The sequence below is a fragment of the Thioclava sp. PTB-PU3-1 genome (genome assembly GCF_055666785.1).
The window spans coordinates 478,162-501,913 of record NZ_JBVNVL010000001.1 but is presented as its reverse complement, the minus strand read 5'-3'; the positions used below and the strand labels follow the sequence as shown (position 1 = coordinate 501,913).

At 65.4% G+C, this 23,752-nt stretch carries 24 protein-coding genes; 18 read left to right on the top strand and 6 right to left on the bottom strand.

All coding sequences use genetic code 11. The features are described from left to right. Positions 1 to 97: 97 nt before the first annotated feature. The gene (locus ACZ7GB_RS02430) at positions 98 to 748 is read right to left on the bottom strand and encodes a TetR family transcriptional regulator C-terminal domain-containing protein (protein ID WP_472157545.1); all 651 of its coding nucleotides are present in this window, start codon (positions 746 to 748) and stop codon (positions 98 to 100) included. Positions 749 to 949: 201 nt separating this feature from the next. On the opposite strand from ACZ7GB_RS02430, the gene aptA reads away from it, so the two are divergent. Further along, the gene (gene aptA, locus ACZ7GB_RS02425; protein WP_078569366.1) at positions 950 to 2,275 is read left to right on the top strand and encodes an omega-aminotransferase AptA; all 1,326 of its coding nucleotides are present in this window, start codon (positions 950 to 952) and stop codon (positions 2,273 to 2,275) included. Positions 2,276 to 2,422: 147 nt separating this feature from the next. On the opposite strand, the gene ACZ7GB_RS02420 is transcribed toward aptA, so the two are convergent. Then, on the bottom strand, positions 2,423 to 3,004 hold the full coding sequence (locus tag ACZ7GB_RS02420) for a VOC family protein (protein WP_152842767.1): 582 nt from the start codon (positions 3,002 to 3,004) through the stop codon (positions 2,423 to 2,425). A gap of 173 nt (positions 3,005 to 3,177) precedes the next feature. Between ACZ7GB_RS02420 and ACZ7GB_RS02415 the strand changes: the two genes are divergently transcribed. Continuing rightward, positions 3,178 to 4,029, top strand: a complete 852-nt coding sequence (locus ACZ7GB_RS02415; protein WP_472157544.1) for a hypothetical protein — start codon at positions 3,178 to 3,180, stop codon at positions 4,027 to 4,029. A 4-nt stretch (positions 4,030 to 4,033) separates the two neighbouring features. Here ACZ7GB_RS02415 and ACZ7GB_RS02410 read toward each other — a convergent pair whose 3' ends face one another. Next, positions 4,034 to 4,696, bottom strand: a complete 663-nt coding sequence (locus tag ACZ7GB_RS02410; RefSeq protein ID WP_472157543.1) for a TetR family transcriptional regulator C-terminal domain-containing protein — start codon at positions 4,694 to 4,696, stop codon at positions 4,034 to 4,036. Between the two features lie 127 nt (positions 4,697 to 4,823). On the opposite strand from ACZ7GB_RS02410, the gene ACZ7GB_RS02405 reads away from it, so the two are divergent. The 8 genes from ACZ7GB_RS02405 (at position 4,824) to ACZ7GB_RS02370 (ending at position 12,283) form a co-directional block, all read left to right on the top strand. Further along, entirely contained in the window at positions 4,824 to 6,074 is a 1,251-nt protein-coding gene (locus tag ACZ7GB_RS02405) for a Zn-dependent hydrolase (RefSeq protein ID WP_078519529.1), read from the top strand. A gap of 101 nt (positions 6,075 to 6,175) precedes the next feature. After that, on the top strand, positions 6,176 to 7,627 hold the full coding sequence (gene hydA / locus ACZ7GB_RS02400; RefSeq protein ID WP_078539617.1) for a dihydropyrimidinase: 1,452 nt from the start codon (positions 6,176 to 6,178) through the stop codon (positions 7,625 to 7,627). 6 nt (positions 7,628 to 7,633) lie between these two features. Then, the gene (locus ACZ7GB_RS02395) at positions 7,634 to 8,056 is read left to right on the top strand and encodes a VOC family protein (protein WP_078539616.1); all 423 of its coding nucleotides are present in this window, start codon (positions 7,634 to 7,636) and stop codon (positions 8,054 to 8,056) included. Further along, complete coding sequence (locus tag ACZ7GB_RS02390) at positions 8,053 to 8,841, top strand: ABC transporter ATP-binding protein (RefSeq protein ID WP_078603863.1); 789 nt, start codon at positions 8,053 to 8,055, stop codon at positions 8,839 to 8,841. Before ACZ7GB_RS02395 ends, ACZ7GB_RS02390 begins: the two co-directional genes overlap by 4 nt. A gap of 102 nt (positions 8,842 to 8,943) precedes the next feature. After that, complete coding sequence (locus ACZ7GB_RS02385; RefSeq protein ID WP_078603862.1) at positions 8,944 to 9,807, top strand: ABC transporter permease; 864 nt, start codon at positions 8,944 to 8,946, stop codon at positions 9,805 to 9,807. Continuing rightward, positions 9,804 to 10,652: an ABC transporter permease gene (locus tag ACZ7GB_RS02380; protein WP_078519524.1), complete on the top strand. Its 849-nt coding sequence runs from the start codon at positions 9,804 to 9,806 to the stop codon at positions 10,650 to 10,652. The genes ACZ7GB_RS02385 and ACZ7GB_RS02380 overlap by 4 nt, the downstream gene beginning before the upstream one ends. Before the next feature lie 71 nt (positions 10,653 to 10,723). Then, positions 10,724 to 11,710: an ABC transporter substrate-binding protein gene (locus ACZ7GB_RS02375; RefSeq protein ID WP_078519523.1), complete on the top strand. Its 987-nt coding sequence runs from the start codon at positions 10,724 to 10,726 to the stop codon at positions 11,708 to 11,710. 108 nt (positions 11,711 to 11,818) lie between these two features. Next, entirely contained in the window at positions 11,819 to 12,283 is a 465-nt protein-coding gene (locus ACZ7GB_RS02370) for a hypothetical protein (RefSeq protein ID WP_143594663.1), read from the top strand. A gap of 44 nt (positions 12,284 to 12,327) precedes the next feature. Here ACZ7GB_RS02370 and ACZ7GB_RS02365 read toward each other — a convergent pair whose 3' ends face one another. Next, complete coding sequence (locus ACZ7GB_RS02365; protein ID WP_472157542.1) at positions 12,328 to 13,476, bottom strand: mechanosensitive ion channel family protein; 1,149 nt, start codon at positions 13,474 to 13,476, stop codon at positions 12,328 to 12,330. Between the two features lie 187 nt (positions 13,477 to 13,663). Here ACZ7GB_RS02365 and ACZ7GB_RS02360 point away from each other — a divergent pair, with 187 nt between their 5' ends. From ACZ7GB_RS02360 to ACZ7GB_RS02335, 6 genes are all read left to right on the top strand, one after another. Beyond that, entirely contained in the window at positions 13,664 to 13,831 is a 168-nt protein-coding gene (locus ACZ7GB_RS02360; protein ID WP_165756911.1) for a hypothetical protein, read from the top strand. Between the two features lie 74 nt (positions 13,832 to 13,905). Beyond that, positions 13,906 to 15,264 carry a short-chain fatty acyl-CoA regulator family protein gene (locus ACZ7GB_RS02355; RefSeq protein ID WP_472157541.1) on the top strand — a complete coding sequence of 453 codons (1,359 nt, stop codon included), beginning with the start codon at positions 13,906 to 13,908 and terminating at the stop codon, positions 15,262 to 15,264. 51 nt (positions 15,265 to 15,315) lie between these two features. Then, positions 15,316 to 15,711 (top strand): response regulator transcription factor, encoded by a 396-nt coding sequence (locus tag ACZ7GB_RS02350; RefSeq protein ID WP_075774383.1) that lies wholly within the window; start codon positions 15,316 to 15,318, stop codon positions 15,709 to 15,711. After that, positions 15,711 to 16,049 carry a hypothetical protein gene (locus ACZ7GB_RS02345; protein ID WP_472157540.1) on the top strand — a complete coding sequence of 113 codons (339 nt, stop codon included), beginning with the start codon at positions 15,711 to 15,713 and terminating at the stop codon, positions 16,047 to 16,049. Before ACZ7GB_RS02350 ends, ACZ7GB_RS02345 begins: the two co-directional genes overlap by 1 nt. Before the next feature lies 1 nt (position 16,050). Further along, a complete protein-coding gene (locus ACZ7GB_RS02340; protein WP_472157539.1) occupies positions 16,051 to 18,777 on the top strand; it encodes an ATP-binding protein in 2,727 nt (908 codons plus the stop codon). An 81-nt stretch (positions 18,778 to 18,858) separates the two neighbouring features. After that, complete coding sequence (locus ACZ7GB_RS02335) at positions 18,859 to 20,094, top strand: FliM/FliN family flagellar motor switch protein (RefSeq protein WP_472157538.1); 1,236 nt, start codon at positions 18,859 to 18,861, stop codon at positions 20,092 to 20,094. 46 nt (positions 20,095 to 20,140) lie between these two features. Here ACZ7GB_RS02335 and ACZ7GB_RS02330 read toward each other — a convergent pair whose 3' ends face one another. Together ACZ7GB_RS02330 and ACZ7GB_RS02325 are read right to left on the bottom strand one after the other, a co-directional pair. Next, positions 20,141 to 20,641 carry a DUF6691 family protein gene (locus ACZ7GB_RS02330; RefSeq protein ID WP_078519515.1) on the bottom strand — a complete coding sequence of 167 codons (501 nt, stop codon included), beginning with the start codon at positions 20,639 to 20,641 and terminating at the stop codon, positions 20,141 to 20,143. Continuing rightward, positions 20,641 to 21,066: a YeeE/YedE family protein gene (locus tag ACZ7GB_RS02325; protein ID WP_078519514.1), complete on the bottom strand. Its 426-nt coding sequence runs from the start codon at positions 21,064 to 21,066 to the stop codon at positions 20,641 to 20,643. The genes ACZ7GB_RS02330 and ACZ7GB_RS02325 overlap by 1 nt, the downstream gene beginning before the upstream one ends. 194 nt (positions 21,067 to 21,260) lie before the next feature. Between ACZ7GB_RS02325 and ACZ7GB_RS02320 the strand changes: the two genes are divergently transcribed. Both ACZ7GB_RS02320 and ACZ7GB_RS02315 read left to right on the top strand, forming a co-directional pair. After that, complete coding sequence (locus ACZ7GB_RS02320) at positions 21,261 to 21,599, top strand: TraR/DksA family transcriptional regulator (protein ID WP_078539605.1); 339 nt, start codon at positions 21,261 to 21,263, stop codon at positions 21,597 to 21,599. 131 nt (positions 21,600 to 21,730) lie between these two features. Beyond that, the gene (locus tag ACZ7GB_RS02315; RefSeq protein ID WP_472157537.1) at positions 21,731 to 23,752 is read left to right on the top strand and encodes an enoyl-CoA hydratase-related protein; all 2,022 of its coding nucleotides are present in this window, start codon (positions 21,731 to 21,733) and stop codon (positions 23,750 to 23,752) included.

Here is a 23,752-nt window from a genome sequence, read left to right as displayed (position 1 = left end):
CCTGCGCCCCCACGCATCCTCAGACTGCGCCGGGGGCGTTACCGGACCGTTAAGATCAGGCAGAAACTCCGGGGATAGTTACGGAAGGCTTAACCGCTTATGGCTTGAGCAGCCGCGCGAATAGCATATCGAGGAACGGCGCGGCCCCTTCGATCGGGTCCTTGCCCGGGCCGAGCACCGCACGCACCTGCGTGTCGAAATCGGCGTAATGCTGCGTGAGCGCCCAGATCGAGAAGATCAGGTGATGCGGATCGACCGGTGCAAGGCGCCCCTCGGCGATCCAGCCCTCGATCACCTTGGCCTTCTCGTCCACCAAGGTCTTGAGATCGGTGGACAATCCCGCGCCCATCCGGGGGGCGCCCTGCAAGACCTCGTTGGCAAACAGGCGGCTTTCGCGCGGCATCTCGCGGCTCATCTCGAGCTTGCGGTGCATGTAGCGCATGATTTCCTCGCGCGGCTCACCCGCGGGGTCAATCGCGCGCAGCGGCGCGAGCCAGATGTCGAGAAGACCTTCGAGCAGCGCCGCGTGGATCGCCTCTTTCGAGGGAAAGTAATAGAGCACGTTCGGCTTGCTCAACCCAGCTTCCGCCGCGATCTGGTCGAGCGTCGCGCCGCGGAACCCATGCGCGGAGAACACGTCCAGCGCCGCCTCGAGAATCTTGCCGCGATTGACCTTTTGTATCCGGGTCAGCGGGCGCTTGCCGTCGTCGTCGCTGGTGAAGTCGCGCGGGTCGAGGTCGTCTGCCAAATATTCGTCTCCCAGTTCGTGTTTTATGTTAACCGAAGCGTTACTGCGGGATCAATCGCTACGGGGCAGCAGAGTGCGCTTTTAACGCGCATTGAAGGCCGCTTGACTGGTTCCTAAGCTGTGCTAGCGTGAGTCTGACCGTTCGGTCAAACTAGACAATCCGGCCGTGTCTCGACCCGGCCGCCCGACCGGAGTTTTTCCATGGCGCTCGACCGCAAGTCCCCCAACGATCTCAACGCTTTCTGGATGCCTTTTACGGCGAACCGCCAGTTCAAGAAGAACCCGCGCATGTTCGTGGGCGCGAAGGATATGCATTACACCACCTCGGACGGGCGTCAGGTGCTCGACGGCACGGCTGGTCTTTGGTGCTGCAACGCGGGCCATTGCCGTCCGAAGATCACCGAGGCGATCCAGAAACAGGCCGCCGAGCTCGATTACGCGCCCGCCTTCCAGATGGGCCATCCGATCGCGTTCGAGCTCGCGAACCGTATCCTCGACATCGCGCCCGACGAGATGGCGCATGTCTTCTACACCAATTCCGGCTCGGAATCGGTCGAGACCGCGCTGAAGCTCGCCATCGCCTATCACCGCGCGCGCGGCGACGGCGCCCGCACCCGCCTGATCGGTCGCGAACGCGGCTATCACGGCGTGAACTTCGGCGGCATCTCGGTCGGTGGTATCGTCACCAACCGCAAGGTCTTCGGCCCGCTCGTGCCGGGCGTCGATCACCTGCCGCACACCCATCTGCCCGAGGAAAACCGCTGGTCGAAAGGCTGCCCCGAGCATGGCGCGCATCTGGCCGACGATCTCGAGCGCATCATCGCGCTGCATGGCGCCGAGACCATCGCCGCCGTAATCGTGGAGCCCGTCGCGGGGTCGACCGGCGTGCTGCTGCCGCCGAAAGGCTACCTGCAGAAGCTGCGCGACATCACCAAGAAGCACGGCATCCTGCTGATCTTCGACGAGGTGATCACCGGTTTCGGGCGCACGGGCGCAGCCTTCGCCGCCGAGAAATACGGTGTCGTGCCGGATATGATGACCACCGCGAAGGGCCTCACCAACGGGGTGATCCCGATGGGCGCAGTGCTGGCGACGGCTGAGGTTCACGACGCCTTCATGAACGGCCCCGAGCATATGATCGAGCTGTTCCACGGCTACACCTATTCGGGCAACCCGATCGCCGCCGCCGCCGGGATCGCGACGATCGAGACCTATCGCGAAGAGGGCCTGTTCGAGCGGGCCGCCGAGCTTGCCCCCTATTGGGAAGAGGCGCTGCATTCGCTCAAAGGCGTGCGCAACGTGATCGACATCCGCAACGAGGGTCTGATCGGGGCGGTCGAGCTGGAGCCGATCGCGGGCGAACCCACGAAGCGCGCCTTCTCGGCCTTCCTGAAGGCCTATGAGAAAGGCATCCTGATCCGCACGACCGGCGACATCATCGCGATGAGCCCGCCGCTGATCATCTCGAAAGAGCAGATCGACGAGCTGGTCGGCACGCTCAAAGAGGTGCTCGAAGAGGTCGAGTAATCGGGCCCAGGCCGAGAAATGACAAAACGGCCGCGCAGGGTTGCGCGGCCGTTTTCTATCTGGGGTGATGAGGGCACGGGGCGACCTCGGGTGGGCGCGGCCCGGGGCTGGCCGCCCCGCGCTATCTGCGACCCTTGCCGCGCCTCCTCAATACGGGTTCTTCGCCCCGCGATCCTCGCTCAGCGATTGCTGCGAGCGCTCCACGATCATCTCGATCGCATCTGCCAGATGCTCCTCGCCGATCGCCTTGTCGCCGCGGGCCACGCGGATGCGATGCGCCTCGATCATCACCTCGGCATGGGACGAACCGCGCGGCGGCTCGAACTTGTAGGTGGCCAGTTCGATCAGCAGCCCCAGCGGATCCTTGAAATAGATCGAATCCATGAAGCCGCGATCCTTCACGCCGGAATGCGCGATCCCGCGCGCATCGAGCCGCGACACGACCTGCCGATGCGTCGCCATCGAGACATTGAAGGCGAGGTGATGCACGCAGCCCGGATCTGTGGGCGTGCGGTCATGGACAGGCTTGCGGCTCTCATTGGTGAAAACGGTGATCAGCCGCCCGTCGCCCGGGTCGAAATAGAGATGCCCCTCGTCGGCATTGTCCAGATTGGGTTGATCGAAGATGAACGGCATCCCGAGCAGCCCTTCCCAGAAATCGATCGAGCTCTGCCGGTCCGCCCCAGTCAGCGTGATGTGATGGACGCCCTGCACCTGCATCTTGCGCATGTCTTTCTCCCTATCTCTCTTGCAACCAAGGTAACCCATGCGGGGCGCAGGTCTAGAAACAGGATCTGTGCGGTGCCGCGCGAAACCCCGCCGAGCGCCGCCACGCCAAATTGCGTGACCTTGTGGCGGCGGGGGCGGGGACTATGTTGCGCAATGATGCTTGGAGACTCGCGATGCTGCGCCTGACCTTTGTCCTTGCCCTGATCTGCCCGCTGCCTGCCATGGCAGAACTGGTGCCGTGCGAGACCTCCATTCGCGGCAAGACCTATTCCTACGTCTACGATGCGGACAACGCAGCGCTGAAGGAAAGCCGGTCGCTGCGCGAGAAGCTGTTTGGCGAGAAAGGGGAGGTGACTTGCCCGGCGCTGGTCACTCTGCGCGCCCTGACGCCCGAGATGAACGACGAAAGCCGCGCCCCGTTTTGCCTACAATGGGACAAGGACGCCGAGACCTATCTGGGCTACGACCGGGGCGAGCGCGACGCCTACGGGCTCTGCCGCAAACCGTCGAAAAGCATCTGCGAACGCATCAAGGGCACCGCGAAGGCCGCTGGCAACCTGCGCGACGAGGCCGAAAGCGCCGTGGGCGATGCGGCGAGCAAGGTTCTGGGCAAGAAGATCGGCGGCATGATCGTCTCCGATCAGGCCGGTAACCTGCAAAAGAAGCTGCGCGATGCCGGGCTTGGCGTGCTGGCGGGGGCCTCGACCCCTGCGCTCGCGGCCACGGCGGTGGTCGTGGGCGGCGCGATTTACGTGTGTTCGGATACCGGCGCGGAGGCGGTCGGTCTGGAGGCCGATCCGGTCGAGCCGACCTCGGACGGGAAGGAGCTTCTGGGCGCGAAACTGCCCGAGACGCATCTGCCTGCGGGCGTGGCCGGGGCACCGATGCGCCCGGTCGAGACCGAGACGCTTCCCGAAGAGCCGGAGGCGTCGGAAGAACCGTCGCAAGCCCCGGCACCGGAGGCAAAATCGGATGTCGCCCCCGTCGGCGCGCCGAATATCACCGCCGATCCGGCGGCGAACTGAGCGGTCAGCTCACGCCGATCCCGCGCAGGACGATGCTTTTCACGCAGGTCTTCGCCTCTTCCCACTGGGCGTCACTCAGCGGCGCGCCGCCGTTCAGCGTCTCGATCTGATGCGAGAAATCGGCGTAGTGCTGGGTGGTCGCCCAGAGCATGTAGAGCAGGTGATGCGGGTCGACCTCGGCCATTTTGCCTTCTGCGATCCAGCGCCGGATGATCACCGCGCGGCCCTCGGTCCAGTCGCGCAGCGTCGTCTCCAGATAATCCTGAATCACCGGCGCGCCATGCATCACCTCTGAGGCCCAGACCTTCGAGCCGTTCGGGTGATTGCGCGAAATCTCCATTTTGGCGTCGATATAGGCGCCGATCCCTTCGGCCGGCCCGCTTGCCTCGTCGAACACATCCGCAGCTTCCAGCCAGATGTTGAAAATGCGCTCCACGACCCGTCGATAGAGCGACTCTTTCGTCTCGAAATAGTAATGGAGATTGGCTTTCGGGAGCCCCGCAACATCCGCGATCAGCTGCATCGTGGCCCCGCCGAATCCGGCCTCCGCGAAGACCCTCTCGGCGGCTTTCAGGATCGCTTCTTCGGTGGCGCGCCGCGCCTCGGCACGGCTTCCCCGGCTGGCTTGCCCATTTTTTGTGCGCTTGCCGCTCTCATTATCTTTCATTCAAAATACGTCCTGATTTTTGTTGACCGAATGGTCAGACCGTGGCCCACTCAACCTGACCATACGGTCAGAAAAAGATTCGTCGCAAGAGGGGATAACCCCCACGCAGCCGACAGGGAGTTATGAAATGTCAGCACCCGGAGAAAACCTCCGCATCAATCCCGATCGCCTTTGGGACAGTCTCATGGAGATGGCCAAGATCGGTCCCGGCGTCGCCGGGGGCAATAATCGCCAGACCCTCACCGATGCGGATGCCGAAGGCCGCGCGCTGTTCCAGAAATGGTGCGAAGATGCCGGCATGACGATGGGCGTCGACACGATGGGCAACATGTTCGCGACCCGCGCGGGCGAAGACCCCGATGCGCTGCCGGTCTATATGGGCAGCCACCTCGACACGCAGCCCACGGGCGGCAAATACGATGGTGTCCTCGGTGTGCTCGGCGCGCTGGAGGCGGTGCGCTCGATGAACGACCTCGGGATCAAGACCAAGCACCCGATCGTCGTGACCAACTGGACCAACGAAGAGGGCACGCGCTTCGCTCCGGCGATGCTGGCCTCGGGCGTTTTCGCGGGCATCCACACGCAGGACTGGGCCTACGATCGTGAAGACGCGGAAGGCAAGAAATTCGGCGACGAGCTGAAGCGTGTCGGCTGGGTCGGTGACGAAGAGGTCGGTGCGCGCAAGATGCATGCGATGTTCGAGCTGCACATCGAGCAGGGCCCGATCCTCGAAGCCGAAGGCAAGGATATCGGTGTCGTCACCCACGGGCAGGGCCTCAGCTGGACCCAGGTGACGATCACCGGCAAGGATGCGCATACCGGCTCCACCCCGATGCCGATGCGCAAGAATGCGGGTCTCGGCATGGCGCGCGTGCTGGAACTGGTCGACGAGATCGCCTGGTCGCACAAGCCCCATGCGGTGGGCGCGGCTGGCCATATCGACATCTACCCGAATTCGCGTAACGTGATCCCCGGCAAGGCCGTGTTCACCGTCGATTTCCGCTCGCCCGATCTGAGCGTGATCGAGGATATGGAAAAGCGACTGCGCGAGGGAGCAAAGAAGATCTGCGACGAGATGGGCCTTGAGGTGGAGTTCGAGAAGACCGGCGGGTTCGACCCGGTCACCTTCGATCCGACCTGCGTGAGCGCCGTGCGCAGCGCCGCCGAGCGTCTGGGCTATTCGCATCGCGACATCATCTCGGGCGCGGGCCACGATGCCTGCTGGATCAACGCGGTCGCGCCGACGGCGATGGTGATGTGCCCCTGCGTCGACGGGCTGAGCCATAACGAGGCCGAGGATATCTCCAAGGACTGGGCGGGCGCGGGCGCCGATGTGCTGTTCCACGCCGTGCTGGAATCCGCGGAAATCGTAAGCTGAGACGGGCGGAAGAGGGGGCGCTGCCCCCTCGGCGCTAAGCGCCTCACCCCCGGGATATTTGAACCAAATCGAAGGCGGAAGACCTTCGTGGGAGGTAAACAATGACCAAAGTCATCAAGAACGGAACCATCGTCACCGCGGATCTGACCTACAAGGCGGATGTGCTGATCGATAGCGGCAAGATCATCGAGATCGGCCCGAACCTGAAAGGCGACGAAGAGATCGACGCGACCGGCTGCTATGTGATGCCGGGCGGGATCGATCCGCATACCCATCTCGAGATGCCCTTCATGGGCACCTATTCGAGCGACGATTTCGAGAGCGGCACCCGTGCCGCGCTGGCCGGCGGCACCACGATGGTTGTCGATTTCGCGCTGCCCGCGCCGGGCGAGGGCCTGCTGGAAGCGCTCAAGCGCTGGGACAATAAATCGACCCGCGCGCATTGCGACTACTCTTTCCACATGGCGATCACCTGGTGGAGCGAGCAGGTCTTCAACGAGATGAAGCAGGTCACGGAGCGCGGCATCAACACCTTCAAGCACTTCATGGCCTATAAAGGCGCGCTGATGGTGAACGATGACGAGCTCTATTCGAGCTTCAAGCGGTGTGCCGAGCTTGGCGCGATCCCGCTGGTCCATGCCGAGAACGGCGACGTCGTGGCAGAGCTGTCCGCAAAACTGCTGGCAGATGGCAATAATGGCCCCGAGGGGCACGCCTATTCGCGCCCGCCGCAGGTCGAGGGCGAAGCCACCAACCGCGCGATCATGATCGCCGATATGGCGGGCGTGCCGCTCTATGTCGTGCACACCTCCTGCGAGGAGAGCCACGAAGCGATCCGCCGCGCCAAGATGCAGGGCAAGCGCGTCTGGGGCGAGCCGCTGATCCAGCACCTCACGCTCGATGAGAGCGAGTATTTCGACAAGGATTGGGATCACGCCGCACGTCGCGTGATGTCGCCGCCCTTCCGCAACAAGCAGCATCAGGACAGCCTCTGGGCTGGTCTGGCCTCGGGCTCGCTTTCGGTGGTCGCGACCGATCACTGCGCCTTCTCGACCGAGCAGAAACGCTATGGCGTGGGCGATTTCACAAAAATCCCGAACGGCACCGGCGGTCTGGAAGACCGGATGCCGATGCTCTGGACCTATGGGGTCGAGACGGGCCGGATTACGATGAACGAATTCGTGGCGGTGACCTCGACCAACATCGCAAAGATCCTCAACGTCTATCCGAAGAAGGGCGCGGTTCTGGTCGGCGCGGATGCCGATCTCGTGGTCTGGGATCCGGAAGCGACCAAGACGATCTCGGCCAAGACCCAGCAATCTGCCATCGATTACAACGTTTTCGAGGGCAAAGAGGTCAAGGGTCTGCCGCGCTATACGCTCAGCCGCGGTGTCGTCGCCTGGGCCGATGGCAAGATCCAGACGCCCGAGGGCCACGGCGAATTCGTCGCCCGCGATCCGGGCATGCCGGTGACCAAGGCTCTGTCCACCTGGAAAGAGCTCACCGCGCCGCGTCCGGTCGAACGCAGCGGTATCCCGGCGACCGGGGTATAAGGCGCAATGGCGGCCCCGGTCAGTTCCGGCGTTCTGGAGGCTGCGGTCTATGTCGAGGATCTCGACGCGACCGAAGCCTTCTACGGCGGGCTGCTGGGGCTCGAGCGGCTAACCCGTCGCGACGGGCGGCATGTCTTTTTCCGCTGCGGCGATAGCGTGATCCTGACCTTCATCGCTCAGGCCACGCAGCAGCCACCCGACCCGGAGGCGGCGCTGCCGGTTCCGCCGCATGGCGCGGTCGGACCGGGGCATGTATGTCTCGCGGCGGATGCGGATCAACTCAACGAATGGGAACGACATTTGAGGGACAACAACGTAGAGATTGAGGCCGACTTCTATTGGCCGAACGGGGCGCGGTCGATCTACCTGCGCGACCCGGCGGGCAACAGCGTCGAGATTGCGGATAAAACCCTGTGGAGGCGCGGATGACGGCAGCACCGGTAATTCAGGCCCGCGGGCTCAATCTGACTTTCCAGACGGGGGACGGTTCGGTTCACGCGCTGAAAGATATCGATCTCGATATCGAGAAGGGCGAATTCGTGAGCTTCATCGGCCCTTCGGGCTGCGGCAAGACGACTTTCCTGCGCTGCATCGCGGCACTGGAGACGCCCACGGGCGGCTCGCTGACCGTGAACGGCATCTCGCCGGAGGAAGCCCGCAAGGCCCGCAGCTACGGCTACGTGTTCCAGGCGGCGGGTCTTTACCCTTGGCGCACGATTGCGGGGAATGTGAAACTTCCGCTGGAAATCATGGGCTATTCCAAGGCGCAGCAGGAAGAGCGTGTTGAAAAAGTGCTCTCGCTGGTCGACCTCGAAGGCTTCGGGAAAAAGTTTCCGTGGCAGCTTTCGGGCGGCATGCAGCAGCGCGCCTCGATCGCGCGGGCGCTGGCCTTCGACGCTGAGATCCTGCTGATGGACGAACCTTTCGGCGCGCTCGACGAGATCGTGCGCGACAAGCTCAACGAGGAGCTTCTCAAGCTCTGGTCGGCCACCAACAAGACGATCGGCTTCGTGACCCACTCGATCCCGGAAGCGGTCTATCTCTCGACCAAGATCGTGGTGATGTCGCCCCGTCCGGGCCGCATCCACGAGGTGATCGAGAGCACGTTGCCGAAAGGGCCGCGTCCGCTCGACATCCGCGACAGCGAGGAATTCCTGCAAATCGCGCACCGGGTGCGCGAGGGGCTTCGGGCGGGGCATGCCTATGATGAATGACGCGATGACCTCTACCGCGAGCGGGGGGCTGTCCGCCCCCCTCTGGCTGCGCCATTCACCCCCCGAGGATATTTCGGCCAAGCCGAAGGGGAGGGCGGTCTCATGAAGATGATCGCACCCGTTCTGACGGTTCTCGCCGCGATCCTGCTGCTTTGGTACGCAGCCACCGTCTGGATGAATTCGCAATGGACCTACGATCAGGCGGCACGCGCCGGTGAAGAGGTCACGTTCTCCGAGCTTGTCACCGACACGCTGACCCAGAAACGCCCAGTCCTGCCCGCGCCGCATCAGGTGGCTGTCGGGCTTTGGGAAGGTGTGGCCGGGCAGAAGGTCACCTCCAAGCGCAGCCTCGTTTTCCACGGCTGGATCACGCTTTCGGCGACGCTTGCGGGCTTCGCGCTGGGCACCGGTCTGGGCATTCTGCTGGCGGTGGGGATCACCCATAGCCGGGCGATGGATCTGAGCGTGATGCCCTGGGCGATCGCGAGCCAGACGATCCCGATCCTCGCCATCGCGCCGATGGTGATCGTGGTTCTCGCGAGCCTCGGGATCACCGGGCTGTTGCCCAAGGCGATCATCGCGGCTTACTTGAGCTTCTTCCCCGTGCTCGTCGGCATGGTGAAGGGGCTGCGCGCGCCCGATCACATGCAGCTCGATCTTCTGAAGACCTATAATGCGAGCCAGGGCGCGACCTTCTGGAAGCTGCGGCTGCCGTCGTCGATGCCGTACCTCTTCGCCTCGCTGAAAGTGGGCGTGGCGGCGAGCCTCGTCGGCACCATCGTGGCCGAACTGCCGGCGGGCGCGACCCGCGGGCTTGGCGCGCGGCTTCTGTCGGGCAGCTATTACGGGCAGACGGTGCAGATCTGGTCCGCTCTGTTCGCAGCGGCAGCGCTCGCGGCGATCCTCGTGGTGGTGGTCGGTATCATCGAACAAATCACCCTCAAGCGGATGGGGATGGTGCAATGAGCTGGCTTATTTTCGCAATCGTCTTCTGGCTGGCGGCCTGGGCGCTCAATACTTGGCTTGCGCGCCATCACGGCTCGGAGCGTTGGGCGCGTTTCCTGATCCCGGCCTTGTTCGGCATCACCCTTCTGCTTCTGTGGGAAGGTCTGGTTCGTGGGCTGAATATCAGCCCGGTGATCCTGCCCGCGCCAAGCCAGATCGCGGCGAGCCTGATGGCCTCGACCGATGTGCTGCGCGAGGATTTCGTGCAGACGATCCTGAAAGGCGCGCTTTCGGGCTATATCATCGGCTGCGGCGCGGCGGTGGTGGTGGCGATCCTGATCGACCGCTCGCCCTTCCTGCAACGCGGACTGCTGCCGATCGGGAACTTCGTCGCGGCCCTGCCGATCGTCGGGATCGCGCCGATCCTCGTGATGTGGTTCGGCTTCGACTGGCAGTCGAAAGCGGCGGTCGTCGTGGTCATGGTCTTCTTCCCCGTTCTCGTGAACATGGTGGCGGGTCTGGCGGCCACGAATGCGCTTCAGCGCGACCTGATGGCGACCTATTCCGCAAGCTATTGGCAGGGGCTTTTCAAGATGCGCCTGCCAGCGGCGATGCCGTTTCTCTTCAATGGGTTGAAGATCGCGACGACACTGGCTTTGATCGGTGCGATCGTTGCCGAATTTTTCGGCAGCCCGACGAAAGGAATGGGCTTTCGCATCTCGACCGCGGTGGGGCAGCTTGATCTGCCGCTCGTGTGGTCGGAAATTACCGTTGCGGCCCTCGCGGGCTCGGGCTTCTATGGGCTTGTCGCCCTGATCGAGAAGCTGGTGACTTTCTGGCACCCGTCGCAACGGGCCCGGACGTAAGGGCAAGGAAGAGCCTGAGAAAAACCTAAAATCCCGGGCGTAAAGATCCGGGGCCAACAGTGGAGTGAAAGATGAAGAAACTGATCGCAGGGGTGGCCGCAAGCCTCACCATGGCGGGGGCCGCTTGGGCCAACGAGGACGTGACGCTGCAGCTGAAATGGGTCACGCAGGCCCAGTTCGCGGGCTACTATGTCGCGCTCGACAAGGGCTTCTACGAGGATGCGGGCCTCGACGTGACCATCAAGCCGGGCGGCCCCGATATCGGGCCCGAGCAGGTGATCGCAGGCGGTGGCGCCGATGTCATCGTCGACTGGATGCCGGCGGCGCTGGCAGCCCGCGAGAAAGGGCTGCCGCTCGTGAACATCGCTCAGCCCTTCAAGAAATCGGGCATGATGCTGACCTGCCTCAAGGAAAGCGGCATCAAGACCCCCGAGGACTTCCCCGGTCATACGCTGGGCGTGTGGTTCTTCGGCAATGAATACCCGTTCCTGAGCTGGATGAACCATCTCGGCATCTCGACCGAAGGCGGCGACGATGGCGTGACCGTGCTCAAGCAGGGCTTCAACGTCGATCCGCTGCTGCAAAAGCAGGCGGCCTGTATCTCGACCATGACCTATAACGAGTATCTGCAGGTGCTCGAAGCGGGCATTCAGCCCGACCAGCTGGTGACCTTCAAGTATGAAGACGAAGGTGTCGCGACGCTCGAGGACGGTCTTTACGTGCTCGAAGAGAACCTCAAGGACCCGGCCTTCGTCGACAAGATGGCGAAGTTCGTGAAAGCCTCGATGGAAGGCTGGAAATACGCCGAGGAGCATCCCGACGAAGCCGCACAGATCATTCTCGACAATGACGAGACCGGTGCGCAGACGATGGAGCACCAAGTCGGCATGATGAAAGAAGTCTCCAAGCTGACCGCTGGCTCGAACGGCACGCTCGACCCTGCCGATTACGAGCGCACGGTCGACGTTCTGATGTCGGGCGGTTCGGACCCGGTCATCACCAAGAAGCCGGAAGGCGCTTGGACCCATGATGTGACCGACAAGGCTGGCCTCGAATAAGAGAGACACTCTCGCGAAACACGAAGCCCTCCGGTGCGCCGGGGGGCTTTTTCATATTCGGGGTTTCTTAAGGGGAATCGGCTTTGCTGAGCGGCAGGAGGCACTCGCATGGCCGATCGATCAATGACCGCGCAGCGTGCGCGCGCCCGCGCACGGGCTCGCAGGCGTCAGCAGCGCACGCACCCGGCCCTGACCGCGTTCTACGCGGTCGTCGTGATCAGCGTCGCGGGCGGGCTGTTCTACCTCGCATGGAAAAGCCAGTTCGCGGCTCCGCCGAGCTACCTTTTCGACACGCCCACCCAGCCGATCGAGGCCGCCTATTGCCTCGCCGTGGTCCGTGCGCTCTCGGGCGGCGGAAGCGGGGGATATATCGGGCAGGCGCAGGATTTCTGGCTGAAGCGCCTGCTGACATTCAGCGGCGATGTTGCGGGCAATATCGCGAAGGGCGAAGATGCGCTCGGGCACCATCTGATCGGCAGACCTGTGCCCGATCGCCAATGGCTCGTGGATGCGATGGATAAGTGCTCCAACCGCGCGGTGAATTACGGGGCGCATTTCGGGGCCTTCGATTAGCGGCGAACCGCGGCGGCCTGTTGGAGTGTGCCTGCAACGAGCCCTTAGCGGGAGGGCGCGTCAGTTGACGAAGCTTCGCCAGAGGGTGTGCCGAGGAATGCAGACTCCGCTGGCGACAGATCGGCCCGCGTGCGGGGCAGGGCATGCGGCATTTCGGCCTGAATCCACGCCACCAGCTCCTCGCGAATATGGCAGCGCAGATCGTAGGTGCGCGGACCGTTGCGCGCGGAGGCGAGGATACGCACCTCCATTACCCGCTCGCGGAAATCGGTCACCTGCAGGGCAAAGACCTTGCCGTCCCAGAGCGGATCGGCGCGGGTGATCTCTTCGGCCTTCGCGCGGATCGCGGCGACGTCGGCCGTGTGGTCGAGATAGATCATGACGGTGCCGATCAGATCGGCGCTTTCGCGGGTCCAGTTCTGGAAAGGTTGCTCGATGAAATAGCTCAAGGGTACCACGAGCCGCCGCCAATCCCAGATGCGGATGACAACGTAAGTCGATGTGATTTCTTCGACATTTCCCCATTCGCCCTCGACGATCAGCGCGTCGTCGATGCGGATCGGCTGTGTCAGGGCAAGCTGGATGCCCGCAAAGAGGTTCTTGAGCACCGGCTGCAGTGCAAGACCAACCACGATGCCGGCGGCCCCACCCGCCGCTAAAAGAGACACGCCATATTGGCGCACGGCGGGGAAGGTCATCAGGGCGGCTGCGACCGCGAGGATCACGATCATCACTTTGGCCACACGCATCAGGATGCGGGTCTGGGTGACGTGCTTGCGCGCCAGCAGGTTGTCTTCCGCGTCGAGCTTGAAGCGGCGCAGGTGGATCGTCGTCCAGATGTAAAGCGCGGTATAGGCGATCCAGGCGAGGCAGAGGATCAGCGCGACCAGCAGAATATGGGTGATCGCCGTTGTCGCGGCCGGGCTTGTCGGGGCGAGCCCGTTTGCAAAGCCAAGTGCCGCGATCAGAAGGATCAACCGCATCGGTTGCGCCCCGCGGGCGACGAGAGAGCGCCAGAACAGATCGCGATCGGCCACCGCGCGGTTGAGCGCCGTGAACAACACCCTAAACAGCAGCAGCGCAATCAGCGCCGCCATCACATAGGCGATCAGCGCCACGGCCCAGTCCGGCAGGAATTTCTGCGCCGTATCGATGGCGCTGGCCAGTTCGGTCTCGATCGTCTCGGGCTCCATCCGGGTCTCCGCGAATTGCCGCGCGCTATGCTGCGCTGCCGCATTGATGATGGCGCATTGGGCGAAGCTGTCAAATCGGGCCGGGAATTGATGTCGATCATAGAGCGAACAGGCCGGCAATGTAGAATGACATATGGGTAGAATGACATATGGGGAAATCGTCCCATGCCGAGAATTGGAGAGAGCCATGAAAAACCGCTTTTTCGCAACCGCCGCACAGCTTGCCGCGCTCGTCGCGCTGGTCGCGTTTGCAGGCTGTACGCAGCTTGAACGCGATATCGGGGAATGCGAGCCGGGTGTCGGGGGCATATCGGGCATGGCCACGGTCGCGCCCTCTGGAACGGGATCCTGCTGAGGTCCTGTAAACCGCTGTAAAACTATTTTCTTCTTCTGCACTTGTTTGTAAAAACGGGTGCAGGAGGAGTTTACATGGCCCGTTCCCCGCTGACCGGCACCCGCATCCGCGAGCGGCGCAATGCGCTTGGCTTGAAACAGGCCGAACTGGCGCGGGCCTCCGGGATTTCGGCGGCCTATCTCAACCTGATCGAACACAACCGCCGCCGTGTCAGCGATGCCCTGATCGAGCGGATCGCAGGCGCGATGGGCGTCGATCCGGTCACGCTGGGCGAGGGGGCGGAAGGCGCGCTGTTCGCCGGGCTGCGCGAAGCGGTCGCGTCGCTGGAACTGGCGGAGACAGGCAGCGGCAATGGCGCAGGCGGTACCAGCCAGGCCGCGCCCGATCTCGACCGGATCGAGGAATTCGTCGGTCGCTTTCCCGCATGGGCCGCGCTTCTGGTGAACCGTCAGGCGCGGCTGGCCGAGTTGGAGCGCGTGGTCGAAACCTATGCCGAGCGGATGGCGCAGGACCCGTTCCTGCTGACTTCGCTGCATGAGGTGCTCTCGGCGGTGACCTCGCTGCGCTCCACCGCCGCGATCCTTGTCGAGACCGAGGATATCGAGCCGGAATGGCGCGCGCGGTTTCTCAATACGATCCAGGAGGAAAGCCTGCGCCTGTCGGGAACGGCGGAGGCGCTGGTCGGCTATCTCGACGAGATGGAAACCGCCGAGACCGGCCTGTCCTCGCCGCAGGAGCAGTTGGAGGCGTGGCTCGAGGCGCGCGGCTGGCATTTCCCGGAACTGGAGGGAGGCGGGGCCGATCCGGTCGAGCTGATCGCGGGCGCGCCGGAATTGGCGTCCTCGGCGGCCCGGGAACTGGCGCGCGGCCATTTGCAGCGGCAGGCGGAGGATGCGCGCGCCTTGCCGCTGGACCCGGTGCTGGCGGCGCTGGCCGAGCTCGGCCCCGACCCGGGCGCGCTGGCGGCGCGCTTCGCCGTGCCGCTTGCGCAGGTGTTGCGGCGGCTCGCGGCGTTGCCAGAGGGCGCGCCGGGTCTGGGGCAACCGGGGCTGGTGGTCTGCGACGGCTCGGGCACGCTGACCTTCCGCCGCGCAGCCCCCGGGTTTCTGCTGCCGCGCTTCGCCGCTGCCTGTCCGCTCTGGCCGCTCTATGAGGCGCTTGCACGACCGATGCAGCCGATCCGGGCGCTGGTCGACATGGCGGGGCGCTTGCCGCAACGCTTCCTGACCTATGCCGTCTCGGAGCCGCGCCCGACGGGGTTCGACGGTCCGGTGCTGATGCGCGCCACCATGCTGATCCTGCCAGCCCCCGCGCAGAGCGCTGATGCTCCGGCGCGCCCGATCGGCGCGTCGTGCCGGATCTGTCCGCGTGGCGAGTGTCCGGGGCGGCGCGAGCCCTCGATCGTCGCGGATGCGTCGGCGGGGAGGGCGTGAGGGTTTGACAGGGCGCGACACGGTGGCGATAGTCGGGTGAGGGGGATGGCTATGGCGCAAAGACAGGTGCTGTTGATCGAGGACGAGCCGCATATCGCGGAAGCGATCCGGTTCATCCTGACGCGTGCGGGCTGGACGGTGTCGGTGCTCGAAGACGGCGCGCGGGCAATGGCGCGCATCACCGGCGATCCGCCCGATGCAATCATCCTAGATCTGATGCTGCCGGGGCGCTCCGGTCTGGAAATCCTTGCCGATATGCGCGCGGATGCCGCTCTGCGCGATTTGCCCGTTCTGATGCTCAGCGCGCGTGGGCAGGGGCGCGACCGCGATGCCGCGACCCGCGCTGGTGCGACGGCCTTCCTCGCCAAGCCATTTGCCAATGGCGACGTGCTCGACCAGCTCGAAGCGATCACCGGCGGGGGCGCTGCGCGCCGGGAGCCCGCCTGATGCCGCAGACGGGCCAGCCGCTCTTTCTTGCCCGCCGTTCCTATCGCCGCCGCCGCCTGATGGATGCGGCGCGGCTTTTGCCGATTGTCGGACTGGTGCTGATCATGATGCCGGGTCTGTGGCACCCGGCGCAGACCCCTGTGCCCGACACCGGGCGTGGCGGGCTCTACCTTTTCGCGGCCTGGATCGTGCTGATCCTCGCGGCTTTCGCCATCTCCCGCGGGCTTGGCCCGGTGCTCAACGCAGAGGACGTGCCCGAAGGCAATGGCGAGGGCGAGGCCCCGACCGCCGCCGCAACCGCCAGCCGCGCGTCGGACGCGCCGCCGCCGGAGGGCTGAGATGCCCTTCAATAATCTCGTCGCGGTCTGCCTGACCTATGTGATCGTGCTCTTCTCGGTGGCGTTCGTGGCCGAACGCCGCGCACAGCGCCGCCGCCTGCGCTTTCTGCGCTCGCCGGTGATCTACACGCTGTCGCTGTCGATCTATTGCACCGCCTGGACCTTCTACGGCGCGGTCGGTTACGCGGCGCGGTCGGGTTTGGAATTCCTGACGATCTACCTTGGCCCGACGCTGGTCTTCGTCGGCTGGTGGTGGGTGCTGCGCAAGCTGGTGCGGATCGGGCGCACCCATCGCGTGACCTCGATCGCGGACCTGATCTCCAGTCGTTACGGCAAGTCGAACACGCTGGGCGTTATCGTCACGCTGATGTCGGTCGCCGCCGCCACGCCCTACATCGCGCTACAACTGCAATCGGTGACGCTGAGCTTCGGCGTCTTCGCGGCTGGCACGCCCGAAGGCTGGGCGCTGCCCGATCAAGGCGCGACGGCGCTATGGATCGCGGGCGGGCTTGCGATCTTCACCATCCTCTTCGGCACCCGAAATCTCGACGCGAACGAGCGACACCACGGGGTCGTCACCGCCATCGCGCTGGAGGCGGTGGTGAAGCTGGTCGCGCTGGTCGCGGTGGGCGTCTTCGTCGTCTGGGGACTGGGCGGCGGGCCGATGGACATGCTCTCCCGGATCGACGCTTCGAAGATCGCGGAATGGGATCTCCATCCGGGACGCTTCGCGGGGCTGACCTTCGTCTCCGCGGCCGCGATCCTGACCTTGCCGCGCATGTTTCAGGTGCTGGTCGTGGAGAATGTCGACGAGCGGCACCTCGCGACCGCAAGCTGGGCCTTTCCGGCCTATCTGATGCTGATGAGCCTCTTCGTCGTGCCGATCGCGGTTATGGGGCTGGAGCGGATGCCCGAGGGCGCGAACCCCGATCTGTTCGTGCTGACGCTGCCGCTGTCCGAGGGGCAGGGGAAGCTGGCGCTGCTGGCCTTCCTCGGCGGGTTTTCCTCGGCGACGTCGATGGTGATCGTCGCTGCCATTGCGCTCGCGACGATGGTCTCGAACCATATCGTGACGCCGCTGTGGCTGGCGCTGCGCCGCGAAGGCCCGCGCGCCCAGGGCGATGTGCGCGGGCTGGTTCTGGCCTCGCGCCGGGTTTCGATCATCGCGGTGCTGGCGATGGGCTATGCCTATTACCGGATGTCTGGCGGCTCCGAGGCGCTGGCGGCGATCGGCCTGATCGCCTTCGTGGGCGCGGCGCAGGTGCTGCCCGCGCTGATCGGCGGCATCTTCTGGCGCGGCGCGACCCATGTGGGGGCGGCGGCGGGGCTGGTGATCGGCTTCGCGCTTTGGGCCTATACGCTGTTCCTGCCCTCGGTAGGCGATGCCGGGCTGATACCGCAGATCGTTCTGGATCACGGGCTGTTCGGGTTCGAGTGGCTGCGCCCGCATGCGCTGTTCGGGATCGCGGGGCTCGACCCGCTGCTGCATGCGCTGTTCTGGTCGCTGCTGTTCAACACGCTCGCCTTTCTGGTCTTCTCGATGCTGTCCTTCCCCGGCCCGATGGAGCGGCTGCAGGGCGTGGCCTTCGTGAACATCTACGATCAAAGCCCCGCCGCGCGCTCTTGGGTGCAAGGCGGCGCCGAGGCAGAAGACCTGCTCTCGATGTCGCAGCGGATTCTGGGCGCCGAACCTGCGCAGCACTTCTTTCAGGCGCAGGCCGCGGGGCAGGGCAAGGCCGGGTTCCTGCCCGACACCACGCCCGATTTTCTCGCCCGGCTGGAGCGGAAATTGGCGGGCTCGGTCGGGGCCTCGACCGCGCATGCGATGATCGCGCAACTGACCGGGGGCACCTCCGTGTCGATGCAGGACCTGATCGCCGTGGCGGGCGAGACGGCGGAGGCCAAGGAATACACCGCCCGGCTCGAGGCGAAGTCCGAGGAGCTCGCGCGGGTGGCGCGCGCGCTGCGCGAGGCCAATGACAAGCTGCAGGATCTGTCGGTGCAAAAGGACAGCTTCCTCAGCCAGATCAGCCACGAGCTGCGCACGCCCATGACCTCGATCCGCGCCTTCTCGGAAATCCTGATGGAGCCCGATCTCCCGGATTCGATGCGCGCCCAATATGCCGAGATCATCCATGAGGAAGCGCGCCGCCTGACCCGGCTGCTCGACGATCTGCTCGATCTCTCCGTGCTGGAGAACCGCCGCGCACAGCTCAATGTCTCGGTCGCCAATCTGCACGACCTGATCAACCGCGCGGTGCAATCGGCCTCCTCGACCCAGCCCGAGCGCGCCTTCCGCATCGAACGCGATTTCCCGACCGAACATATGCCGATCTTCACCGATGCCGATCGGCTGGTGCAGGTGATGATCAACCTGATCTCGAACGCGCGGAAATATTGCGATGCCGAGAAGGCAGTGCTGCGGATCGAGGTGAAGCGCCGCGGCAAGCGCGTGCAGATCGACTTCATCGACAACGGCGCGGGCATTCCGAAGAAGAGCCAGAAGCTGATCTTCGAGAAATTCGCCCGCCTGACCGATCAAAGCCGCGCCGGCAGCGCGGGCCTCGGCCTCGCGATCTGCCGCGAAATTATGACCAATCTGGGCGGCACGATCGATTACGTGCCCGGGCAGGGCGGGGCCGCGTTCCGTATCAGTCTGCCGCTGAGGCGCAGCGATCAGCGCGCGCCCTCCGATCAGCCCTCCGAGAGCGCGGCCCTTTCGCGCTAAGCGGCGAAACTCTTGGTATTTTCAACGTTTTGTAAACCTCGATCGGGCAAAGCTGAGCCATGAGACCCCGAAGGCGGGTGGATGGAGGCCATGGTTCACGAGCGCGAGACATCGGTGCTGCGGCGCAAGACCGAGGCGGCGAAGGCGGGTGCGGGCACGGCCCCGATCACGCCTGCGCGCGCGATCACGCTCGCGCTGTCCAAGGTCGCGCAGGATATGCTCGAACTGCCGCTGCAGGTCGCTTCGATCGAGGAGGCGACACGGTCGCTCGCCGATCTGCCCGAGATGCTCGAAGATCTGTCGCTGCTCGCGGTGATCGAAGGGCCGGGGGAGGCGCTTGGCGTCCTCGCATTGCCGCCTGCCACCCTGGCCACGCTGATCGAGATGCAGACGATGGGGCGGTTCGGCAAGATCATGCCCGCCCCGCGCAAACCCACCCGGATCGATGCCGCCATCGCCGCCGATTTCGTCGATGCGGTGCTGGCCGAGATCGAGGAGGGTTTGATCAGTGACCCTGCGATTTCCTGGGCCGGGGGCTTCCGCTTCGCCTCGCATCTCGACGATCCCCGGCCGCTTGGTTTGCTGCTGGAAGATGTCAGCTACCGCGTCTGGACGGCGCAGCTTGGCTTCGGCACCGGGGGCGAACGCAGCGGCGGCTTCCTTTGGGCGGTTCCGCGCGAAGGGCGGGGCGCCGCGATGCGCCGCGCGGCCCCGACGGCGGGTGAAAATGCGGAGGGCGGCGCGCGGCCGCAGGCGGAAAGCTTCATCCCCGAAGACCCCGCGCGCGACTGGTCCGACACGTTTGAGCGCTCCATTTTGGCGGCCTCCGCGCAGCTCGAAGCGGTCCTGCACCGCGTCACCCTGCCGCTGTCTGCCGTGCTGACGCTGCGCCCCGGCACCGAGATCCCGATTCCGGAAGACGCATTGGAGAAGATCACACTGGAGGCGCAGGGACGGCGCAAGCTCTCGCTCGCCCGACTGGGCCAAAGCCACGGGCTACGTGCGCTGCGCCTGCGCGAGGAAGGCGAGGCGGCGAATGGTGCTGGCCGGGGGGCGGACGCTTTCGATGCCGGGGCGTCGCCCTATGCGCAGGCTCCGACGCTCGACGCGGTGCCGGGCCTGTCCAGTCTCGGCGACCCGCTCGATCCGGCCTATGACCCGGAGGGTGGCGTCGATGCCGTCCCCGCGCCCGAGCCGCGCGGGTTTGACGGGTTTGAACCCGACATGGATTTTGGAGAGCCACTCGATCTTGATGCGCTCTCCTCGACAGAAGACGACGACGCGCTGCCGCCGCTCAAGATCCAGTCGGGCATGTGACCGCGCCCCCGTCCTAGGGGGCGCGAAAGCAGGCTGCGGCGGCGGCTTATGCGCCGCGCGTCGCCGAGGTCGCGGACGCCTCTTTGGTCCCGTTCTCGCAGGGCGGCACTTCCAGCGTGCTGCGATCCAACAGGCTCAGCCACGCTTTCGCCCGCGGTGCGAGCGCCATCCCGACCCCCATCGCGATCAGGAACAGCCAGCCCTCCCAGCCATTGAAGGACAGCGAGCCCATCGCGGGGCCGGGGCACAGGCCCGCAAGGCCCCAACCCGCGCCGAACAGGAGCGAGCCGAGCACGAGATTGCGATCCACGAGCCGCGGAAACGGCCCCGGCATCGGCGAGCCCAGCATCGAGGTTTCGCGGCGCTTCGCGAAGATCCAGACGAAGAACATCACGCTCACCGCGCCGCCCATCACGAAGGCCAGCGTCGGATCCCAGTCGCCGAACACGTCTAGCCAGCCCTGCACCTTTTTCGTGTCGACCATGCCCGCCACGAGAAGCCCCGCGCCGAACAGCCCTCCCGAGAGGAATGCGAAGAAATTGCGCATCAGATCACTCCCAGAAAATGCCGGAAGATCACGAGGACCAGCGCACCGCCGAGCAGGTAGAAGGCGGTGGCGACGATCCCGCGCAGCGAAAATCGCGAGATGCCGCAGACGCCGTGGCCCGAGGTGCAGCCATTCGCGATCCGCGTGCCCAGGCCCACCATCAGGCCTGCGGCTACGATCACCCAGACGGAACTGGTCATATGGGTGTCGACTGTTGTGTAAAGCGGCACGAGAAGCGGTGGCACCGCGATCAGCCCGCCGAGGAAGGCCACGCGCTCGGACACAGTCTCGCGGCCCGAGCCGTCGACCAAGCCGCCGATAATGCCGCTTGCGCCCATGATCCGGCCGTTGACCAGCAGAAACAGGCCAGCGCCCGCGCCAATCATCAGGCCTCCGACGAGGCCCCAAATCCAATCTTGATGCATGAGCTCTCCCTGTGCTCAATTGCGGATCGAACGGGCTCTCCCGGACCCGTCAGAGTTGTAATGCTAGACCTCACGCCCGTGACGGTGCAAGCAATTTGATATCTGCATATGTGCGTGAGTGCGACCGGTTGATTTGCGTCAAGGCGGATAAATGCTTGCCTGTTTAGGTGGTTGTATCGATCAAGGAGGACAGGATGAAGTCGATTGAAACGCGCAAGAGCGAACTCGAAACCCGCCGGGCGCAACTCTCGGAACGGATGGCGCAGGTCGAATCCGAGCTTGAGAGCCACGAAGAAAAGGATTGGGACGACGCCGCGATCGAGCATGAGAGCGACGAGGTTCTCGAAGACCTCGGCCAGTCGGCGCAGTCCGAGATCCGCGCGATCGACGCCGCCCTGGCCCGGATCGAGGCGGGCGAATACGGCTATTGCGTCACCTGCGGCGAGCGCATCGACGAGGCACGGCTCGACCTTCTGCCCGCAACGCCGTTTTGCCGGGCGCACGCACCGGGCGCGAAGGCGACCCGCCAGTAACCTCAGGCCTATCGTTTCAAACAGGCAGGGGCAGTCAATTGCCCCTGCGCGCATCCCCCGGGGATGCGCGATTTCCCTTTTGTTTTGAACCTGCTTCGCTTTAAACTTCGCGCGGCGGTGGATCGCACGGAATGCCCCGCCACAAGTGGGGGACGATGGCGAACCGGGTGAAATTTCGCACACAGGACGGGCTTGCTTGGCTGACGCTCGCGGCGCTTGACGATCAGGGCGCGCGGGCCGGTATCACGGCCCAGATGCGCCGCGCGATCGGCGGCGTGCTCGACCGGGTCGAAGGCGACGAGAGCCTGCGCGGTCTGGTCCTGCAGGGCGGTGCGGCGGGCTGGCCCTGCGCGCCCGATCCGCTGGACGATTTCGACGAAATCATGCCGCGCCCGGCGAAGGGCGAAGAGGTGCCGAGCCTGCCGGAGCTTTGCCGACGACTCGGGGCGCTCGAGCTGCCGGTTCTTGCGCGGCTCTCCGGGCGGATCGCGGGCGGCTCGATGGCGCTGGCGCAGGCCGCCGATCTGCGCATCGCCGATCCCGACACCTGTTTCGCGGCGCCGGAATTCGCGCTTGGCGGCTTCGTCGGTGCAGGCGGCCTCGTGCGGCTCGCACGGCGGATCGGCGGCGCGCGGGCGCTTGCGATCATGGCCGCCGGTGAGGAGGTCGAGGCCGAGCCCGCCCGGGCGCAGGGCCAATGCGATCTTGTGCTGGGCGCGACCGATCGCAGCCAGATTGCCGCCGCTCTCGATATGCTGATCGCCGAGGGTGTACCGCGCACCGATACCGCGCTCGACGATCCCGCAACCTATCTCAACGATCTCGCGCCGCTGCGGGCACAGCTGGGAAAGGGCGCGCTTGCGCCGGTCGGCGCGCGCCTGTTCGAAGTGGTCGAAGGCGCGCTGTTGCTGCCGCTCGACGAGGCGCTCGATGTCGAGGCGGTCGCCTTGCAGGAATTGCTCGAGGCGCCGCTGTCACAGGCGTTGCGCCACGCCGCACGGGCCACGCGCCGCGCCGCGCATCTGCCCGGCGAGGGCACGCCTACCGCGCCCGCGCCGCTGCGCATCGGCCTTTGGGATCAGCCCGCCGCGATGGCCGGAGGCTTGCTTGCCGCCGGGCACGAAGTCGTGTTCGGCGCAAGCGACCCCGCCGCGATCGAGACGGCTTTTGCCGATATCGCGCGCAAGCAGGAGATCGCGGTGCAGTCCGGCGCTCTGTCACCCGACATTCGCGAGGCCGATTGGGCGCGGCTTGGCGCGGCGATGACCCGCGAGGGGCTGTCGGGCTCGGATGCGCTGATCGCCTCGGGCAAAGGAAATTTCCCGCCCGCGCCGCTGAGCGCGCGCAACGCCGATGATCTGGCTGACGGCGCGGAGGACTTCGGGCTGCGCTGCACCGGCGATCTGTGTGAGCTCGTGCCGCCCGAGGGCGCGCTGCCTGCCGATCTCTACGCGATGGCTGGGCTGCTCCGGCAGGGTGGGGCGCAGGTATTGCGCAGTGGCCCGGGCGCGGGCGGCATCGCCGATCATCTGCGCGTCGCCTATATCGCCGCGGCAGAGCGCGCGGTGCTGGCCGGGGCTTCGGTCGCGCAGGTCGATGCGGCGATCCGCGAGGCAGGCGGCACACGCCCGCCCCTGGAGCTGGCCGACCGGCTGGGCGTCGACGCCGTGCTGGAGGATTTCGTGCGGCTGCATCGCCCGTTCGGCCCGCTTCTCAGCCTGCTCGCGCTCGATGCCGCTGCGACCGGCGCGCGGCGACAGGGCTTTTACGATTGGTCCGAGGGCACGCCGCGCCCGGTGCCCGATCAGGCCGAGGCGCTCACGGCTTTGCGCGACGAGGCCGGAATCGTGCCGCGCCGTCTGTCCAATGCGCGCATCCGCGCCCGGATTCTGGCCGAGCTTGCCAATTGCGGCGCGGGGCTCTTGCAGCACGCGCAGGCGCATCGGGCGGGCGATATCGACGTCGCGGCGCGCCATGTGCTGGGCTTCGCACCGCAGATGGGCGGCGTGATGTTCGCCGCCGACCGCGCGGGCCTTCTTGGGACGCGCAAGCTGCTGCGCGAGCTGGCCGAAGAGGGCGCGCCCGAGCCGGTCACGCTCTGGGATGTGCTGATCCGCAACGGCAAATGCTTCGCCGATCTCGACGACGCGTGA

Coding starts and splice junctions, on each gene's coding strand:
- aptA (WP_078569366.1), top strand. CDS start 950: ATGGCGCTCGACCGCAAGTCCCCCAACGATCTCAACGCTTTCTGGATG.
- ACZ7GB_RS02420 (WP_152842767.1), bottom strand. CDS start 3,004: ATGCGCAAGATGCAGGTGCAGGGCGTCCATCACATCACGCTGACTGGG.
- ACZ7GB_RS02415 (WP_472157544.1), top strand. CDS start 3,178: ATGCTGCGCCTGACCTTTGTCCTTGCCCTGATCTGCCCGCTGCCTGCC.
- ACZ7GB_RS02410 (WP_472157543.1), bottom strand. CDS start 4,696: ATGAAAGATAATGAGAGCGGCAAGCGCACAAAAAATGGGCAAGCCAGC.
- ACZ7GB_RS02405 (WP_078519529.1), top strand. CDS start 4,824: ATGTCAGCACCCGGAGAAAACCTCCGCATCAATCCCGATCGCCTTTGG.
- hydA (WP_078539617.1), top strand. CDS start 6,176: ATGACCAAAGTCATCAAGAACGGAACCATCGTCACCGCGGATCTGACC.
- ACZ7GB_RS02395 (WP_078539616.1), top strand. CDS start 7,634: ATGGCGGCCCCGGTCAGTTCCGGCGTTCTGGAGGCTGCGGTCTATGTC.
- ACZ7GB_RS02390 (WP_078603863.1), top strand. CDS start 8,053: ATGACGGCAGCACCGGTAATTCAGGCCCGCGGGCTCAATCTGACTTTC.
- ACZ7GB_RS02385 (WP_078603862.1), top strand. CDS start 8,944: ATGAAGATGATCGCACCCGTTCTGACGGTTCTCGCCGCGATCCTGCTG.
- ACZ7GB_RS02380 (WP_078519524.1), top strand. CDS start 9,804: ATGAGCTGGCTTATTTTCGCAATCGTCTTCTGGCTGGCGGCCTGGGCG.
- ACZ7GB_RS02375 (WP_078519523.1), top strand. CDS start 10,724: ATGAAGAAACTGATCGCAGGGGTGGCCGCAAGCCTCACCATGGCGGGG.
- ACZ7GB_RS02370 (WP_143594663.1), top strand. CDS start 11,819: ATGGCCGATCGATCAATGACCGCGCAGCGTGCGCGCGCCCGCGCACGG.
- ACZ7GB_RS02365 (WP_472157542.1), bottom strand. CDS start 13,476: ATGGAGCCCGAGACGATCGAGACCGAACTGGCCAGCGCCATCGATACG.
- ACZ7GB_RS02360 (WP_165756911.1), top strand. CDS start 13,664: ATGAAAAACCGCTTTTTCGCAACCGCCGCACAGCTTGCCGCGCTCGTC.
- ACZ7GB_RS02355 (WP_472157541.1), top strand. CDS start 13,906: ATGGCCCGTTCCCCGCTGACCGGCACCCGCATCCGCGAGCGGCGCAAT.
- ACZ7GB_RS02350 (WP_075774383.1), top strand. CDS start 15,316: ATGGCGCAAAGACAGGTGCTGTTGATCGAGGACGAGCCGCATATCGCG.
- ACZ7GB_RS02345 (WP_472157540.1), top strand. CDS start 15,711: ATGCCGCAGACGGGCCAGCCGCTCTTTCTTGCCCGCCGTTCCTATCGC.
- ACZ7GB_RS02340 (WP_472157539.1), top strand. CDS start 16,051: ATGCCCTTCAATAATCTCGTCGCGGTCTGCCTGACCTATGTGATCGTG.
- ACZ7GB_RS02335 (WP_472157538.1), top strand. CDS start 18,859: ATGGAGGCCATGGTTCACGAGCGCGAGACATCGGTGCTGCGGCGCAAG.
- ACZ7GB_RS02330 (WP_078519515.1), bottom strand. CDS start 20,641: ATGCGCAATTTCTTCGCATTCCTCTCGGGAGGGCTGTTCGGCGCGGGG.
- ACZ7GB_RS02325 (WP_078519514.1), bottom strand. CDS start 21,066: ATGCATCAAGATTGGATTTGGGGCCTCGTCGGAGGCCTGATGATTGGC.
- ACZ7GB_RS02320 (WP_078539605.1), top strand. CDS start 21,261: ATGAAGTCGATTGAAACGCGCAAGAGCGAACTCGAAACCCGCCGGGCG.
- ACZ7GB_RS02315 (WP_472157537.1), top strand. CDS start 21,731: ATGCCCCGCCACAAGTGGGGGACGATGGCGAACCGGGTGAAATTTCGC.